The organism is Bacillus sp. MRMR6 (assembly GCF_001940785.1).
Classification (GTDB): domain Bacteria; phylum Bacillota; class Bacilli; order Bacillales; family Cytobacillaceae; genus Neobacillus.
This window is the reverse complement of sequence record NZ_MSLS01000020.1, coordinates 49,584-64,943: the sequence shown is the minus strand read 5'-3', so window position 1 is coordinate 64,943 and position 15,360 is coordinate 49,584. Positions and strand designations below refer to the sequence as shown.

Genomic DNA, 15,360 nt, shown 5'->3' with positions numbered 1-15,360 from the left:
GTGAATTGTAGTAGATTCATTAAAAACTGTCAATATATTTTGAAATTTTAAAGTGGCAGCAATGCGATTGTTTCTTTACTCTTAATACCTTCAATCATTTCAACCCATTTCTGAGGTTTATTGGAGAGAATGGAATAATAAGTAGTAAGGAAATCAGCCACCAGCGAAGCTGGTAATGATTCAAGACCGTCATTCATTGGCATGAAACAAAAATCTAATCCAGTCACAGCCTCTCCATTGTTTTCCCATGAAGGGTGTACATAATTTACATCCAGGCGTTTATAGCCTAAATGCGATAACACTTCACGTCGCACATAGGGATGCATTACTTTTACACCGCCAAACTCATGGTGTTCTACCCGATATGGGTCATAGATTTCAGCGAACATCCCAAACAATTCTTTTCCGTTTTCAGCCGCCAGCTTTTGTAAATCCCTTTGGCGATTTTGTGCTAAGAATCGGCCCAAACTTAATCCAGGCTTACTAATAATGGTAAAGTCTGTCATAGCAATATTCCAATTTGGATAATAGCGATATTCTGTTGCTCCAACAACTTGGTCCTGATCAACAGCCACAAATACCCGAATACCTGGATCTTCTAACGGTTCCTTCCACAAATCATATTCTAAAACTTCTTCAGGTGGAAATATTTCTCCCATTAGGTCGTGAAGCTTTTTAAAATTAGGGTCTTCAATGCTTGTAATGCGTTTATATTCCATTCTTCAGTTCTCCCTTTTTCAAAAATGGGTTCTTCCATTCCATTAATACAGAACAGTTAAGCGATTCCTCGTCCTCTAGGTAATTTTCTATTACTCCTAACGGGACACGCCCGCAGCGCAGTAAAAAGGTGATAACCGGATCCTTTAGGTCCCCTTTGATTAATGCTTGTAGATAGACTTCAGGTGACGTTGTTTCAGCTACTTTATGATACCCTGGCATTCTGCCGCCCCCAAGAAGACGATCAAGTCCTTTTTGGATGACAACATGGTACATTGCCTGCATCATTAACTTACCAAGACCCAGGTTGCGGTATTTTGGCCGGACACTAATATCAACGATATAGAGTGTATTACCTTTTGGATTATGGTTCCTTATGTATCCATGATCAGTAATTTCTTCCCAGGTGTGGGCCATATGCTCAGGATCAAATTCAACACATAAACCAGTTAGCGATCCCGCTAGCTCGCCCTTTACTTCCACACACAATGCTCCCTCAGGAAACAAGGTTACATGGTTATTCAACTGTTCTACATTCCACCATAATTCAGATGGAAATGGAGGAGGAAAGCATTCTGACTGAATTTGAATTAGCTGATCAAAATCTTCTTTTGTATAGTTACGAATACAAATTGGGACTGGCTTCTCTTGATCAAATACATAAAATTCACTTTGGTACATGCACATCCTCCATTCTTTTTTACTTCCAGTCGGTGTATAGGTCGATTCTGCGGTCGCGCCAGGTTGTGACTGCTCCTCGTTCTCTGACTTCATACAATAGGTCTAGGTCAAGGTCAGCGGTTACCACCATATCATCGTTTATTTCCCCTTCAACGAGGATACCCTTCGGTGGGAAGGGTATATCATTTGGCGTAATGATCACAGCCTGCCCGAAATTCGCCCGCATAAAGTCAACGGTCTGAAGCGCTCCGACAGTTCCCGTTAAAACGACATATACTTGGTTTTCAATTGCACGTGCATGACTTGTGTAACGAACACGATGAAATCCATGACGATCATCGGTACAGGAGGGACAGAAAATAACGTCAGCCCCTTTCGCCTTTGCCATACGGACAATTTCTGGGAACTCAATATCATAGCAAGTTAGGAGAGCAATTTTGCCCTTTTCCGTTTCAAAGATTTGAAAGCTATCACCTGGTGCCATATTCCATTCTTTTACTTCGGTTGGTGTGATATGAAGCTTTGCCTGTTCACCTACACGGCCATCTGGGTAAAATAAATGAGCTGTGTTATAAAGCTTGCCATCTTTTTCAATCACATGGGTACCAGCAATAATATGCATATTGGTTTCTTTTGCAAATTTAGTGAACAGTTCCCGATATTGTTCTGTAAAGCTTGGCAGATCATTAATGGTTAGACTTTTCCCTTGACCATCTCCAATCGATAGTAGCTGCGTTGTAAAGAACTCAGGAAATAGGACAAACTCTGCGCCAAATTCCTCAGCCGTTTTTATATAATGCTCGCATTGTGAAGCGAATTCATCAAATGATTGAATCGTATGCAGGTGATACTGCACGACAGATACACGTAATTTCATTCCTTACCTCCCATTGCCTTTTATGAAAAAATTATCTAACATTTTAGTTTCTAATACAAATAAATTGATTATACAAAGAAAAGCGGAAGGCGCCCGCCTATCGGCGTATGGACTGGAGCGCTTCGACTGAGATAAAGGAAACACGAAGAGCGGTTTTTGCGCATTCGTGCTTGACTTATCATAGGGAGAAGAGCGAAGCCCACTAGCCGATGGCACCTGGAGCTGGACATTTCTCAACGTCTAAATTCTATAATTTGTTATCCAAAAAAATAAGCCACCTTGCTAGCGGTGGCTAAAATGTTTTTTTATCTTTCCAGCTTATTCTCAGCTAGTTTAATTTGTTGTTTTACTTGCTCTGGTGATGTTCCGCCGAAGCTGTTGCGGACGGCGACAACATGCTCAGGTGATAACACTTCATATATATCTTCCTCGAATAACTGGCTAAATTCCTGATATTCGGCAAAACTCAAATCTAGCAAGAACTTTTGCTGCTGAATAGAATAGAGAACAATTTTCCCAATTACTTCATGTGCTTCACGGAATGGTAATCCCTTTCTAACTAAATAATCAGCAATATCAGTAGCATTTGAGAAATCATTGTTAATCGCTTTTCTCATGACGTCTTTATTAACCGTCATCGTTTCCACCATTGGTGCTAACAGCTTTAGAGAACCTTCAAGTGTTTCAAAAGTATCAAACATACCTTCTTTATCTTCCTGAAGGTCTTTATTGTATGCTAGCGGAAGACCTTTTAATACGGTTAGCAATCCAATTAAATTGCCGTAAACTCTTCCTGTTTTTCCTCTTAATAATTCAGGAACATCTGGATTTTTCTTTTGCGGCATAATACTAGAACCTGTGCAAAAGGAATCATCAAGCTCGACAAATTGAAACTCCTGGCTTGACCAAATCACAAGCTCCTCAGCAAATCTTGAAATATGGGTCATAATGATAGAACCAATCGAGAGGAATTCTAGGATGAAATCTCTATCACTCACAGCATCCATGCTATTTGGGTAAACTGTTTCAAAACCAAGTAGTTCAGCGACACGTTCACGATCAATAGGAAAAGTCGTACCCGCTAAGGCACCTGCACCAAGCGGCAGCCAATTAATACGCTTCAAACTATCAATCATTCTTTCTTTATCACGCTCGAACATCCATGAGTAAGCCATTAAATGATGGGCAAATGAGACTGGCTGAGCACGCTGCAAATGGGTATAACCTGGAATTAAGGTTTCGATATTGGCTTTTGCCTGCCCAATCAAAGCCTGCTGTACATCTTCAATGAGTTTGATAAGTTCTGTTGTCTTCGTTCTTAAATATAGGTGCATATCAGTTGCGACCTGGTCGTTACGACTGCGGCCAGTATGCAGCTTACCACCGACAGGACCTATCTTCTCAATTAATAGCTTTTCGATATTCATATGAATATCTTCATCTTCGACTAAAAACTCAACCTCATTATTGTCAACCATCTTCTTGATGGCAAGAAGCCCGTCTTTAATTTTATCAGCATCCTCAACTGGAATAATGCCACATTCACCTAACATTTGGACATGTGCCATACTACCGGCAATATCCTCCTGTGCAAGCTTTTGATCAAATGATATCGAAGCGGTAAATTCCTCGACTAACTTGTTGGTTTCCTTCGTAAAACGTCCGCCCCATAATTTAGACATGAATAGCTCCCCCTAGTACCTTAAGAAATTTGCCCTCGAATGGAGTTCGAGGGCACAATTATTATTCCGCATTAACGAGCAGTAATATCCCCACCAAAGGTTATGATTGAAAACGAGAAATTCTAGGTGGGGAAAACTGCCCGTAAAAGCCCGATAAGTTTAACTAACCATCAGTGGGTGAAGAAACCCCCACTGATGGAAGTTTCACTTATATCCTTACTCTCATAATTATTACGCTTCTGTCTTAGCCTTATCTGCCTCTGCTATTACAGTGTTTTCTTTATTAACCTCAGAATATACCTTTGTTGGTAAGCCCCAAATTTTAATAAAACCAACAGCTGCATTATGATCGAATGCATCTCCCTTTGAATAGGTCGCTAATTCTTCATTGTACAGACTAAACGGTGATTTACGGCCGACAACCATATGATTTCCTTTATGCAGCTTGACGCGAATCGTTCCAGTAACGTTCTTTTGCGTCTCATCGATAAATGCATCTAATGCTGCCTTTAAAGGTGAATACCATAGACCTTCATAAATGATTTTTGCCATTTGCTGTTCAACCTGTGTCTTGAATTGGGTAATTTCACGAGGTAAAGTTAAAAATTCCAATTCTCTGTGAGCATTAATTAAAATTAACGCTGCAGGATTTTCATAGACTTCACGTGACTTGATCCCTACTAATCTATTTTCAATATGATCAATACGGCCGACTCCATGCTTGCCGCCAAGTTCATTAAGAGTTTCTATTAATTGTACTAATGGAAGTTTTTCACCGTTAAGGGCAGTTGGTACACCCTTTTCGAATTCAATCTCTACATATTCCGCTTGATCAGGAGTTAATTCAATTGGAGCTGTCCAGTCAAAGGCTGCCTCTGGTGCCTCTGCCCAAGGATCCTCTAAAACACCTGCTTCACAAGCACGCCCCCAAATATTTGCATCGATTGAGAATGGATTATCTAAATCTACTGGAATTGGAATATCATGTTTTTGGGCATATTCAATTTCTTCATCACGGTTCATACCCCATTCACGTACTGGAGCAACTACCTTTAAGCTTGGATTTAGAGCTTGAATGGACACTTCAAAACGTACCTGATCATTTCCTTTACCAGTACAGCCATGAGCAACTGCAGCTGCCCCTTCTTTTTCAGCGACTTCAACCAAAAGCTTTGAAATCAATGGGCGAGATAGTGCAGAAGATAACGGATATTTACCCTCGTATAAACAGTTCGCTTTTAACGCAGGTAAAATGTATTCTTTCGCCAGTAATTCCTTTGCATCGATCATATATGCCTTGATTGCGCCGACTTTTAGTGCCTTATTTTTGATTGCTTCAAGATCTTTCCCTTCACCAACATCAAGGCCTAGGGCAATGACATCATAGCCATATTTCTCTTGAATCCACTTAACTGAAACAGATGTATCTAAACCGCCTGAGTAGGCTAATACGATTTTTTCTTTTGTCATAATTACTCTCCTTGCATTCGTGTGAATGAATATTCATATGATAGAATTATTATACACTAGATTGCATCAAAATTGCTACTATTTTAAACTAATAAAAGTTTTAAAATTGCCTTTTGAGCATGCAGTCGATTTTCTGCTTCATCAAAAACAACGGAATGTGGACCATCAATTATCTCTGCCGTCACTTCTTCCCCCCGATGGGCCGGCAAACAATGAAGAAAAATATAATCGCTTTTTGCCAACTTGCATAATTCTTCATTAACTTGAAATGCCTCGAATGCCTTCAATCTCTTTTCCATTTCAGCTTCTTGGCCCATACTCGTCCAGACGTCTGTGACCACCACATCAGCATCAGAAATCGCTACCTTCGGATCGTTCGTAATTATAACCTTACTGCCTGTTTGTTCTCCTGCTTTAATAGCATTCTCCGTAATCTTTCCATCCGGTAAATAACCTGGAGGACTGGCAATGCTAATATCCATTCCAACCTTCACCGCACCTTCCATCAAAGAATGTGCCATATTGTTATTTCCATCACCTAGATAGCACATTTTTAACCCTGCCAGCTTACCCTTATGCTCCAAGATGGTCAGCAAATCTGCCATTACTTGAGTTGGATGATGCAGGTCTGTTAGGCCGTTAATGACTGGAACTGTTGCATGTTCTGCCAGTTCCTTGACCGAGTCATGTGAAAACGTCCGAATCATAATACTATCTACATACCGGGATAGTACCTTTGCTGTGTCAGAGATACTTTCTCCTCTGCCTAGCTGAATATCCTTTGAGCTCAGGAAGATTGCATGACCACCCAGCTGTAACATCCCGACCTCAAATGAAACTCTGGTACGGGTGGATGATTTTTCAAAAATCATCCCTAATACCTTACCATTTAAAAACGGATGTGGCTTTCCTTGCTTTTGTAAGCTTTTTAGCTCCTTTGCTTCCTCAAGCAGAGCTAGAATTTCGTCCGTCTGAAAATCTGCTAAACTAAGAAAATCTTTTCCCTTTAACTGCATCTTTTTAGACACACTCATCGCATTCCAGTTAATCACATTTGACATGTGCTGCACCCCTCTCTTCTAATTGGTAGTATTCTGTTACCGTTCTTACGGTCGAGTCAGCGAGAGCGTGCTCTTGGAATCCCAAAATCGCCTCGACTGTATCTAAATGTGTAAATACAGGTACATTGTAGCGTGTCGCTTGTTCACGGAGTTGAAAACCAAATTTTATTTTATTTCTTCCTTGATTAGGAATATTAATGACTGCTTTAATTCCCTGCTGACGGAAAAGCTCGTTAACCTCCGTACCATCTTTGATGATTTTTTCTATTGCAATACCATTTGCCTGTAGAAACTTTGCCGTTCCCTCAGTTGCTGCAATTTTATATTGCTTCTTAACCATTTGCTGGAAGATCGGAAGACTTGCTGCTTTCTCTCTATCTGAAATCGAGCAGAAAATAATCTCGTCAGTGTCTACTACCTTTGCCGGTAATACCTTCACAAGTGCCTCATGAAAATAAGCTCCCATCCCTAGCACTTCACCCGTAGATTTCATTTCAGGGCCTAGGACATGGTCAACACCTTTTAGCTTACTAGCTGAAAAAATAGGTGCCTTTACTGAATAGTAGTTTGGTTCTTTCAATAGGCCTTCTGTTGAACTAAGTGATGTTAATGGTACACCTAATTGAACCATAACAGCCCACTCAATCATTGGAATACCAGTTACCTTACTAATGATTGGTACGGTTCTAGAGGAGCGCGGGTTTACTTCGAGCACATAGACTGTTTGCTCATGAATAACAAATTGAATATTCATCATGCCAATAATCGGTGCTGTTTTCGCAATTTTACCTGCATATTCAATTAGAGTTTCTTTCACTTCCGCTGACAATGAAATCGGAGGAAATATAGAAATGCTGTCTCCAGAGTGTACGCCCGCACGTTCAATATGCTCAAAAATTCCTGGAACGACGATTGTTTCACCGTCACTAATGACATCAATCTCACACTCTAGTCCGGGTATATATCTGTCTACTAATAACGGCCACATCTTTTCTTGAGATGAGTTTTCCGCTAATTGGCTAATATACTGCAAAAGTTCGTCTTCAGAAAAAATCGTGAACATGGACTGCCCGCCAATGACATAGGAAGGTCTTACCAGAACCGGATAGCCAAGCTTCTCGGCTGCTTTCAATAACTCATCTGGATGGTTTACAATTTCTCCCTCGATATGAGGAATCTCGAGAGTTTCTAATAGCTGATAAAACTGTTCTCGATCCTCAAAACGGTCTACATCAGCAACGGAAGTTCCTAAAATCTTAACCCCCTCTTCTTGAAGATCATGTGCAAGATTAATCGCAGTCTGCCCGCCGAACTGAATTAACACCCCATCGATCTTCTCTTTTTGAATGACGTGGAGTACATCCTCCGCTGCTAACGGTTCAAAGTAAAGACAATCGGCCACAGAGTAATCGGTGCTGACGGTTTCTGGGTTATTATTAATCACGACGGCTTCATAGCCGAGCTTTTTGATTGCTTTAGCGGCATGCACAGAACAGTAATCAAATTCGATTCCTTGGCCGATTCGAATCGGACCAGAGCCAATGACGAGAATCTTCTTCTTATCAGAAATCTCCACCTCATCAAAACCTAACCAAGTAGAATAATAGTATGGTGTGACAGCATCGAATTCTGCTGAACATGTATCCACCATCTTATAGCCTGGCTTCCAGTTCAGCTCTTTCCACTTTTTACGCACTTGTTTTTCTTCTATATTAAAGAGTTGTGAAAGGTATTTATCAGATATATTATGACGCTTAGCCGTTTTCAGCAGTTCAACAGGGACTTCATTCCAGCTGTATGCTGAGAGTTTCATTTCTAATTGAACGAGTGAGCTGATCTTGTGCAGGAACCATGGATCGATTAAGGTTAACTGCTGAATTTTCTCAAGAGATAATCCTCGCTTAAACGCTTCTGCAATCACAAACAAACGTTGATCATTGGCAATTTCAAGTTTTTCGATAAGCATTTCGTGATCCATTGATTTGGTGATTGCGGTACATAATCCATATACTGACATTTCCATTGAACGAATGGCTTTATTTAGCGCTCCTTCAAATGTCCGGTCAATAGCCATTACTTCACCAGTGGCCTTCATTTGTGTTCCTAGCGTACGGTCTGCTTCTGGAAACTTATCAAAAGGAAAGCGTGGCAGTTTAACAACAATATAATCAATGGCTGGCTCGAACGATGCAAATGTATTGCCCGTAATGGGGTTTACGATTTCATCTAAATGATAGCCAACTGCACATTTAGCAGCCATACGAGCTATTGGGTACCCTGTTGCTTTAGAGGCAAGTGCAGAAGAACGGCTTACCCTTGGGTTTACTTCAATGATGCAATATTGATTTGATTCTGGATGCAGTGCAAATTGGATATTACAGCCGCCAATGATTTTTAACTCTCTAATTACCTTAATGGAAGAATCACGCAGCATTTGGTATTGGACATCGGTTAAGGTTTGTGACGGGGCAACGACAATGGAATCGCCTGTGTGAACTCCGACCGCATCCATATTTTCCATATTACAAACAATGATGCAGGTGTCATTGGCATCGCGCATGACCTCATATTCGACTTCTTTCCAACCCTTGATACTTCTTTCAACGAGTACCTGTTGAATGGGGCTTGCTGCTAATCCTTTTTTCAAGACGATTTCTAATTCTTCGTTATTGTTCGCAAACCCGCCACCGTGTCCGCCAAGTGTATAGGCAGGACGAATGATTACCGGGTAACCAATCTCCTTAACAAAGGTAACGCCCTCTTCATAGCTGTGAATAATGGCCGACTCTGGAATCGGCTCGTTAATTTCAAGCATCAAGTTTCGGAACTTTTCACGGTCCTCACCGTTTTTGATGGAGGCTACAGAAGTTCCTAACAGCTCAACATTATACTTAGCTAATATATTTTGTTCAAAAAGATTAACAGTAAGATTTAAGCCTGTTTGCCCGCCTAAAGTTCCAATAATTCCATCGGGCTTTTCTTTTCGAATGATTTTTTCAATGGTTTCAACATTTAGTGGTTCGATATATACTTTATCGGCAACCGTCTCGTCCGTCATAATGGTTGCAGGATTGCTGTTCACTAACACAACTTCTATTCCCTCTTCTTTAAGAGCGATACAAGCCTGTGTTCCTGCATAATCAAATTCAGCTGCCTGACCAATAACAATTGGACCAGACCCTATAACTAATACTTTTTTTAACTTTTTATTTAATGGCATAGCGCGCTTCTCCCGCAGATGTGATCTGACTTACAAATTCTGTTAGTATATGTGCTGTATCGCTTGGTCCAGGATGGGCTTCAGGATGAAATTGTACCGTCTGGATTGGATAACGCTGGTGCTTCAATCCTTCGATTGATTGATCATTCACATTTCGGTATGTGATTTGAAAAACATTTGTATCAATGCTATTGTCGACAACAACATATCCATGATTTTGAGCAGTAATCTTTACTTTACCCGTCAATAACTCTTTCACAGGGTGGTTACCGCCTCGATGCCCGTAAGCTAATTTCTCGGTTTTGGCCCCATATGAGAGGGCAATCAGCTGATGTCCCAAACAAATTCCGAGTGAAGGGAAATACTGGCTAATTTTTTTTATTTCCGGAAACCATTGCTTCAGCATCATCGGATCACCGGGTCCATTGCTGAACAAAACACCATCTGGATTCAGTGCTTTTACCTTCTCAAATGGTGTATGATAAGGAACGATGGTTACAGAGCAATTCTTATCTAATAGAGCATTGAGAATCGACTTTTTGTAGCCATAATCCATTAATACAACATGTGGTCCACTGTTTTTATAGGTTTGAATTTTTTTTGTTGAAACCTTTTCTACCCATAGTGGAGCCTTTCTCTCTACGGCAAATCCAGTTTTCTTCGTTTTACTTAAATACCCCTTAACCGTACCTCTGCTTCGGATGGTTTTTACTAGTAATCGCGTGTCAACTCCCGCTATCCCAGGTACGCCAGCCTGTTCAAGCTTCTCTGAAAATTTATGAATGGACTGATAATGACTTGGTGTTTCACATAAATCTCCAATGATGACTCCAGACAACGCAGGTGTAATACTTTCATCATCCAAAGCATTGATTCCATAATTCCCAATCATCGGATAACAGAAGGTGATAATCTGCCCAGCATAAGATGGGTCTGTGATAATTTCTTGATACCCTGTCATACTCGTATTAAAAACAACTTCTCCAAGAGAGTCCTTGTTCGCTCCTATAAGCATTCCTTCAAAAATCTCGCCGGTTTCCAAAGTAAGGTAACCATAATTCACAACCACCACTGCCTTTCTCTAATTACTTTGGAAAGTCTTTTCCAACTTTATAATAAATTCATTAAGCTCTTCTTTCGATGCTGTTAACGGCGGTAAAATCCGTACTACATTCGGCCCCGCGGTTAATATCAACAACTGATTTTTAAGTGCAGTTTGCACCATTTCTATAGCATTTGTATCAACGACTAAACCTTTTAATAGTCCTTTGCCGCGTATTTCTTTTATAAAAGGATACTTATTCTTGAGCACATGTAGCTCTTCATCTAAGTATGCTGCGATTTCATTCACATGATTTAATAAATTGGTTTCAAGGATATGACGAATGGTTGCAACACCTGCCGCTGTAGCTAATGGATTGCCTCCAAAGGTGCTACCATGAGTACCAGGCTCAAAAGCTTTTGCCGCTTTTTCCTTTGCAATAATGGCTCCAATCGGAAATCCTGACCCGAGTCCTTTTGCAATACTAATCACATCTGGCTCGATCCCATATTGCTCATAGGCAAAAAGAGTGCCTGTTCTGCCAATCCCTGTCTGGATTTCATCAACCATTAGTAAAATATCCTTTTCCATACAAATCTGTGCAAGTTTTTGTACCCATTCTAGATTCGCAGGAATGACTCCGCCCTCACCCTGTACAAGTTCTAGAAGAACGGCCGCTGGCTGAAGTGTTTTGATTTGATCAAGTGCCTCGCTATTATTAAAGGGGAGATAGTGAAAACCTTGAACTAATGGTGCGAAGCCTTGTTGTATTTTTTCCTGCCCTGTTGCAGATAAGGTAGCTAAAGTCCTGCCATGAAACGATTGTTGAAAAGTAACCACTTTAAAGGCTTCTGTTCCCTTTACCTTTTGTGCATATCTTCGTGCCAGCTTAATTGCGGCCTCGTTTGCTTCGGCCCCGCTGTTACAAAAGAAAACTTGGTCGCCGCAGCTGTTTGCAGTTAGTAAATCAGCAAGCTCCTGCTGATTGGGAATATGATAAAGGTTCGAACAATGCCATAGCTTACTTAATTGTTCTTCTACCTTTTCTTTCACACTGTCCGGAACATGACCTAAGTTACAGGTTGCAATACCAGAGGTAAAATCCAAAAACTTTTCACCTTGATCATCCCAAACATAACTGCCCTTCCCCTTCGCAAGTGTTACAGGGAACCGGCTGTATGTTGGCATCACAGATGAAATGGTGGAGACGGAATTTTTATGGGTCATTATGCGATCTCCTCTTCTAACACTATTTTGGTTCCGATTTCCTTACCATTTAGGTAATCAATTATGCTTTTTTTCTCAAATCCGTTGATGATTCCCACTTCTGGTATGTTATGAACGAGGCCATCAATTGCTGCATTTACCTTTGGTATCATTCCACCATAGATAGTTTGATTGGCAATCAGTTCCTCGACTGCTGTTTTTGAGACCTTATTTAATTTCCTTTTCACACCATTTTTTTCGACAAGGATGCCTGGTATGTCACTAATAAAACACAGATTGGCACCTAGTGCTTTGGCAATTGCAGATGCAGCAACATCACCGTTGATATTGTAGCGCTGGCCGTCGGCTCCAATACCGATTGGAGAAATAACCGGGATGAATCCTAATTGGACAATCCCCGTGATAATCTGTTGGTTAACTTCCACCACTTCTCCTACAAACCCTAACGTTTTTGACTGGTTAGTTGGTTTTGCCTTCAATAAACAACCATCCACACCACTAATCCCCAGTGCATTTCCACCTACTTCGATGATGTTTCTTACAACCTGCTTATTAACCGAGCCGCTTAAAACTAATTCAACTACATCTAAAACTTGATTATTGGTGACTCTTAACCCGTTCACGAAGGTTGTGTCAATATGAAGTTCCTTTAACAAGCTATTGATGAGCGGACCGCCGCCATGAACAATAATGGGTGTCCATTCGCCTGATTCATGAATCGAAACCAAATCCTGATAGAAGGATCTTGGCAGATTCTCTAACACGCTTCCTCCACACTTAATTACAATATATTTCATTTTAGTCCCCCTATTAAGTGCGATAAGACGCGTTTATTTTAACGTAATCGTATGTTAAATCGCATCCCCATGCTGTAGCACTGCTATTTCCCTGATTAAGTTCAACTGAAATTTTAACGGTATCAAGCATTAAATAATCCTTAACATCCTCTTCTACAATGGGACAAGGAAGTCCATTTTCAAATACCATGAAAGGTCCAATTGCTACCTTCACATCATTAGGTGCTACTTGGACACCTGAGTAACCAATCGCACCAACAATCCGTCCCCAGTTTGGATCTGTTCCATATATAGCTGTTTTTACTAGATTCGAAGAGATGATTGACTTCCCAACTGCACGTGCATCATCGACATTGGCTGCACTGTCTACTTGGACTTCAATTAGTTTTGTTGCTCCTTCTCCATCTTTTGCAATCTTTTTTGCCAATTCCTCGCTGACCTTTTTTAAACCAGATTTGAAAATTTCCCAATCTGGATGGTTTTTCGTCAACTGATTGTTTCCTGCTACACCATTTGCCATGACTAAGACCATATCATTTGTACTGGTGTCACCGTCTACGGTAATCATATTAAATGTTTGGTTGGTGATATCCTTAAGTGCACTAAGCAAAGCTTCATGTGAGATATTAGCATCTGTTGTGACAAACCCTAGCATGGTTGCCATATTCGGATGAATCATCCCAGAACCTTTAGCTGCACCGCCGATACTGACTGTTTTTCCATCAATCTCGACTTGGACCGCTATTTGCTTTATACATGTATCGGTTGTAAGAATCGCTTGTTTAAAATTATCCTCCACTTGATATTCCTGCTTGAGAATTTGTTTAATTCCTGTTTTAATTTTATCCATTGGAAGGTTTTCGCCAATAACCCCTGTAGATGTAACCGCAACAAGATGGTCCTGTATAGCAAGTTCACTAGCGAACTCCTTTTGCATTTCAAAAGCATCTAGTAATCCTTGCTCTCCTGTACAAGCATTTGCGTTCCCGGAGTTTACGAGGATCGCTTGGATTTTATTTTCCTTCGCTATACTCTCCTGAGTGACTAGGAGTGGTGCTGCCTGAAAAATATTTGTAGTATAGACACCCGCAACTATAGCCGGTACCTCTGAGACAATATATCCGAGATCCAGCCTTTTTCTCTTTACTCCACAGTGCATTCCTCCAGCTTTAAAGCCCTTTGGAAGAGTTACACTTCCTTCTTCTAAAACAACCATATCCTTTACTGATGGTACTGGTGTCAATTTATTTTCCCCCTCATTCGTCCTCATGTGGCAAATGCCTCCTATGAATCTCTAATGCTTTAATTCTTCAACTTGTAAAACTACTTATGGATATATTGGTATGTCTAAAAGACCCGTCCTGACATCCCAATTATTTAGCAGATTCGCATTTTGTACCGCCTGACCGGCAGCGCCTTTAACTAAGTTATCAATTACTGAAATAATCGTTAACCGATTTGTCCTTTGATCCACATGTAAACCGATATCACAAAAATTACTGCCTGACACTTCTTTCGTCGCAGGCACAGTGCCCGTTGGTCTAATCCTTACAAAAGGGTCTTGCTCGTAATGCTTTCGGTAAAGCATTGTAACTTCCTCTGTCGATATTTGTTCAGTTAAATTAACGTACATGGTGCACAAGATTCCTCTTGTCATCGGGACTAAATGGGTCGTAAATGAAATGGTAATTTCTTCTCCGCTTTCATCACTAAGTACCTGCTCGATTTCTGGTATATGTTGATGTGCTCCTAGTTTATAGGCTTTAAAGTTTTCATTAATTTCTGCATAATGAGCGGTTAACGAAAGGCCTCTGCCTGCTCCGGATACACCTGATTTTGCATCAATAATAATCGTTTTATAATCAGCTTTATTTGCTTTTAGAATGGGGATCAGCCCAAGTGTCGCTGCCGTTGGATAGCAACCAGGGTTAGCTATGAGTGAGGCATTCTTGATCTTTTCAGAATAAACTTCACTTAATCCATAGGCCGCCTGACTTAAATATTTCGCATCCGGAGCCCTGTGCTTATACCATGTTTCGTATTCCTTTTGTGACCTCAAACGATAATCACCCGAAAGGTCAATTACTTTCATTCCTTTATCCACTAGCTGTGGAACCAGATTGCTGCTCACACCTGAGGGCGTTGCAAGAAAAACGAGATCGTTTTCGCTGCTGATTTTTTCAGCATCGAAGGTTTCAAGTGTATGATTAACGACACCTTCTGTGTGTGGGTAACTTTGGCTAAAAGTAGTACCAGCCTGTGAGTTGGATATAACTGATCCAAGTTCCAGATAAGGGTGTTTATTTATTAATCTAATTAGTTCAATTGCGCCGTATCCGGTCCCTCCGATAACAGCTGTTTTCATAATCTCAACTCCAATGCCTTCTTTATAATGAATCATTATACATACAACGTAATAAATATTCAATAAAAAATTAACCCATTTTTCAGTTTATTATTGGTATTTATTAATATTTATTTTGAAAACGCTTACAATATCTTGGGATTATTTATACAAGAGTTATGCAAGCATATCGTACAACTTTATTTCTTATAGAGTGTATATGAAAGAACATGGTAAAATAG

The 15,360-nt window shown here is 40.4% G+C and carries 12 protein-coding genes; all 12 read right to left on the bottom strand.

What is annotated here, in order from left to right; all coding sequences use genetic code 11:
* Positions 1-47: 47 nt before the first annotated feature.
* The 12 genes from BTR25_RS17450 to argC all read right to left on the bottom strand — a co-directional run bounded on the left by BTR25_RS17450 (position 48) and on the right by argC (position 15,139).
* A complete protein-coding gene (locus BTR25_RS17450) occupies positions 48-719 on the bottom strand; it encodes a GNAT family acetyltransferase (RefSeq protein ID WP_075689322.1) in 672 nt (223 codons plus the stop codon).
* Positions 709-1,398 (bottom strand): GNAT family N-acetyltransferase, encoded by a 690-nt coding sequence (locus BTR25_RS17445; protein WP_075689321.1) that lies wholly within the window; start codon positions 1,396-1,398, stop codon positions 709-711. The genes BTR25_RS17450 and BTR25_RS17445 overlap by 11 nt, the downstream gene beginning before the upstream one ends.
* 19 nt (positions 1,399-1,417) lie before the next feature.
* Positions 1,418-2,275, bottom strand: coding sequence for a carbon-nitrogen hydrolase family protein (locus BTR25_RS17440; protein WP_075689320.1), 858 nt, complete (start codon positions 2,273-2,275; stop codon positions 1,418-1,420).
* 305 nt (positions 2,276-2,580) lie between these two features.
* Positions 2,581-3,957: an argininosuccinate lyase gene (argH, locus tag BTR25_RS17435; protein WP_075689319.1), complete on the bottom strand. Its 1,377-nt coding sequence runs from the start codon at positions 3,955-3,957 to the stop codon at positions 2,581-2,583.
* A 231-nt stretch (positions 3,958-4,188) separates the two neighbouring features.
* The gene (locus BTR25_RS17430; RefSeq protein ID WP_075689318.1) at positions 4,189-5,427 is read right to left on the bottom strand and encodes an argininosuccinate synthase; all 1,239 of its coding nucleotides are present in this window, start codon (positions 5,425-5,427) and stop codon (positions 4,189-4,191) included.
* A gap of 83 nt (positions 5,428-5,510) precedes the next feature.
* Positions 5,511-6,488 carry an ornithine carbamoyltransferase gene (gene argF / locus BTR25_RS17425; protein ID WP_254842742.1) on the bottom strand — a complete coding sequence of 326 codons (978 nt, stop codon included), beginning with the start codon at positions 6,486-6,488 and terminating at the stop codon, positions 5,511-5,513.
* Positions 6,472-9,708 (bottom strand): carbamoyl-phosphate synthase (glutamine-hydrolyzing) large subunit, encoded by a 3,237-nt coding sequence (carB, locus tag BTR25_RS17420; RefSeq protein ID WP_075689317.1) that lies wholly within the window; start codon positions 9,706-9,708, stop codon positions 6,472-6,474. Before carB ends, argF begins: the two co-directional genes overlap by 17 nt.
* Positions 9,695-10,771, bottom strand: a complete 1,077-nt coding sequence (locus tag BTR25_RS17415) for a carbamoyl phosphate synthase small subunit (RefSeq protein WP_075689353.1) — start codon at positions 10,769-10,771, stop codon at positions 9,695-9,697. Before BTR25_RS17415 ends, carB begins: the two co-directional genes overlap by 14 nt.
* Before the next feature lie 18 nt (positions 10,772-10,789).
* Positions 10,790-11,977 carry an acetylornithine transaminase gene (locus BTR25_RS17410; protein ID WP_075689316.1) on the bottom strand — a complete coding sequence of 396 codons (1,188 nt, stop codon included), beginning with the start codon at positions 11,975-11,977 and terminating at the stop codon, positions 10,790-10,792.
* On the bottom strand, positions 11,977-12,774 hold the full coding sequence (gene argB / locus BTR25_RS17405) for an acetylglutamate kinase (RefSeq protein WP_075689315.1): 798 nt from the start codon (positions 12,772-12,774) through the stop codon (positions 11,977-11,979). Before argB ends, BTR25_RS17410 begins: the two co-directional genes overlap by 1 nt.
* Before the next feature lie 13 nt (positions 12,775-12,787).
* A complete protein-coding gene (gene argJ / locus BTR25_RS17400; protein WP_083652443.1) occupies positions 12,788-14,044 on the bottom strand; it encodes a bifunctional ornithine acetyltransferase/N-acetylglutamate synthase in 1,257 nt (418 codons plus the stop codon).
* 57 nt (positions 14,045-14,101) lie between these two features.
* A complete protein-coding gene (gene argC / locus BTR25_RS17395; RefSeq protein ID WP_075689314.1) occupies positions 14,102-15,139 on the bottom strand; it encodes an N-acetyl-gamma-glutamyl-phosphate reductase in 1,038 nt (345 codons plus the stop codon).
* Positions 15,140-15,360 lie beyond the last annotated feature (221 nt).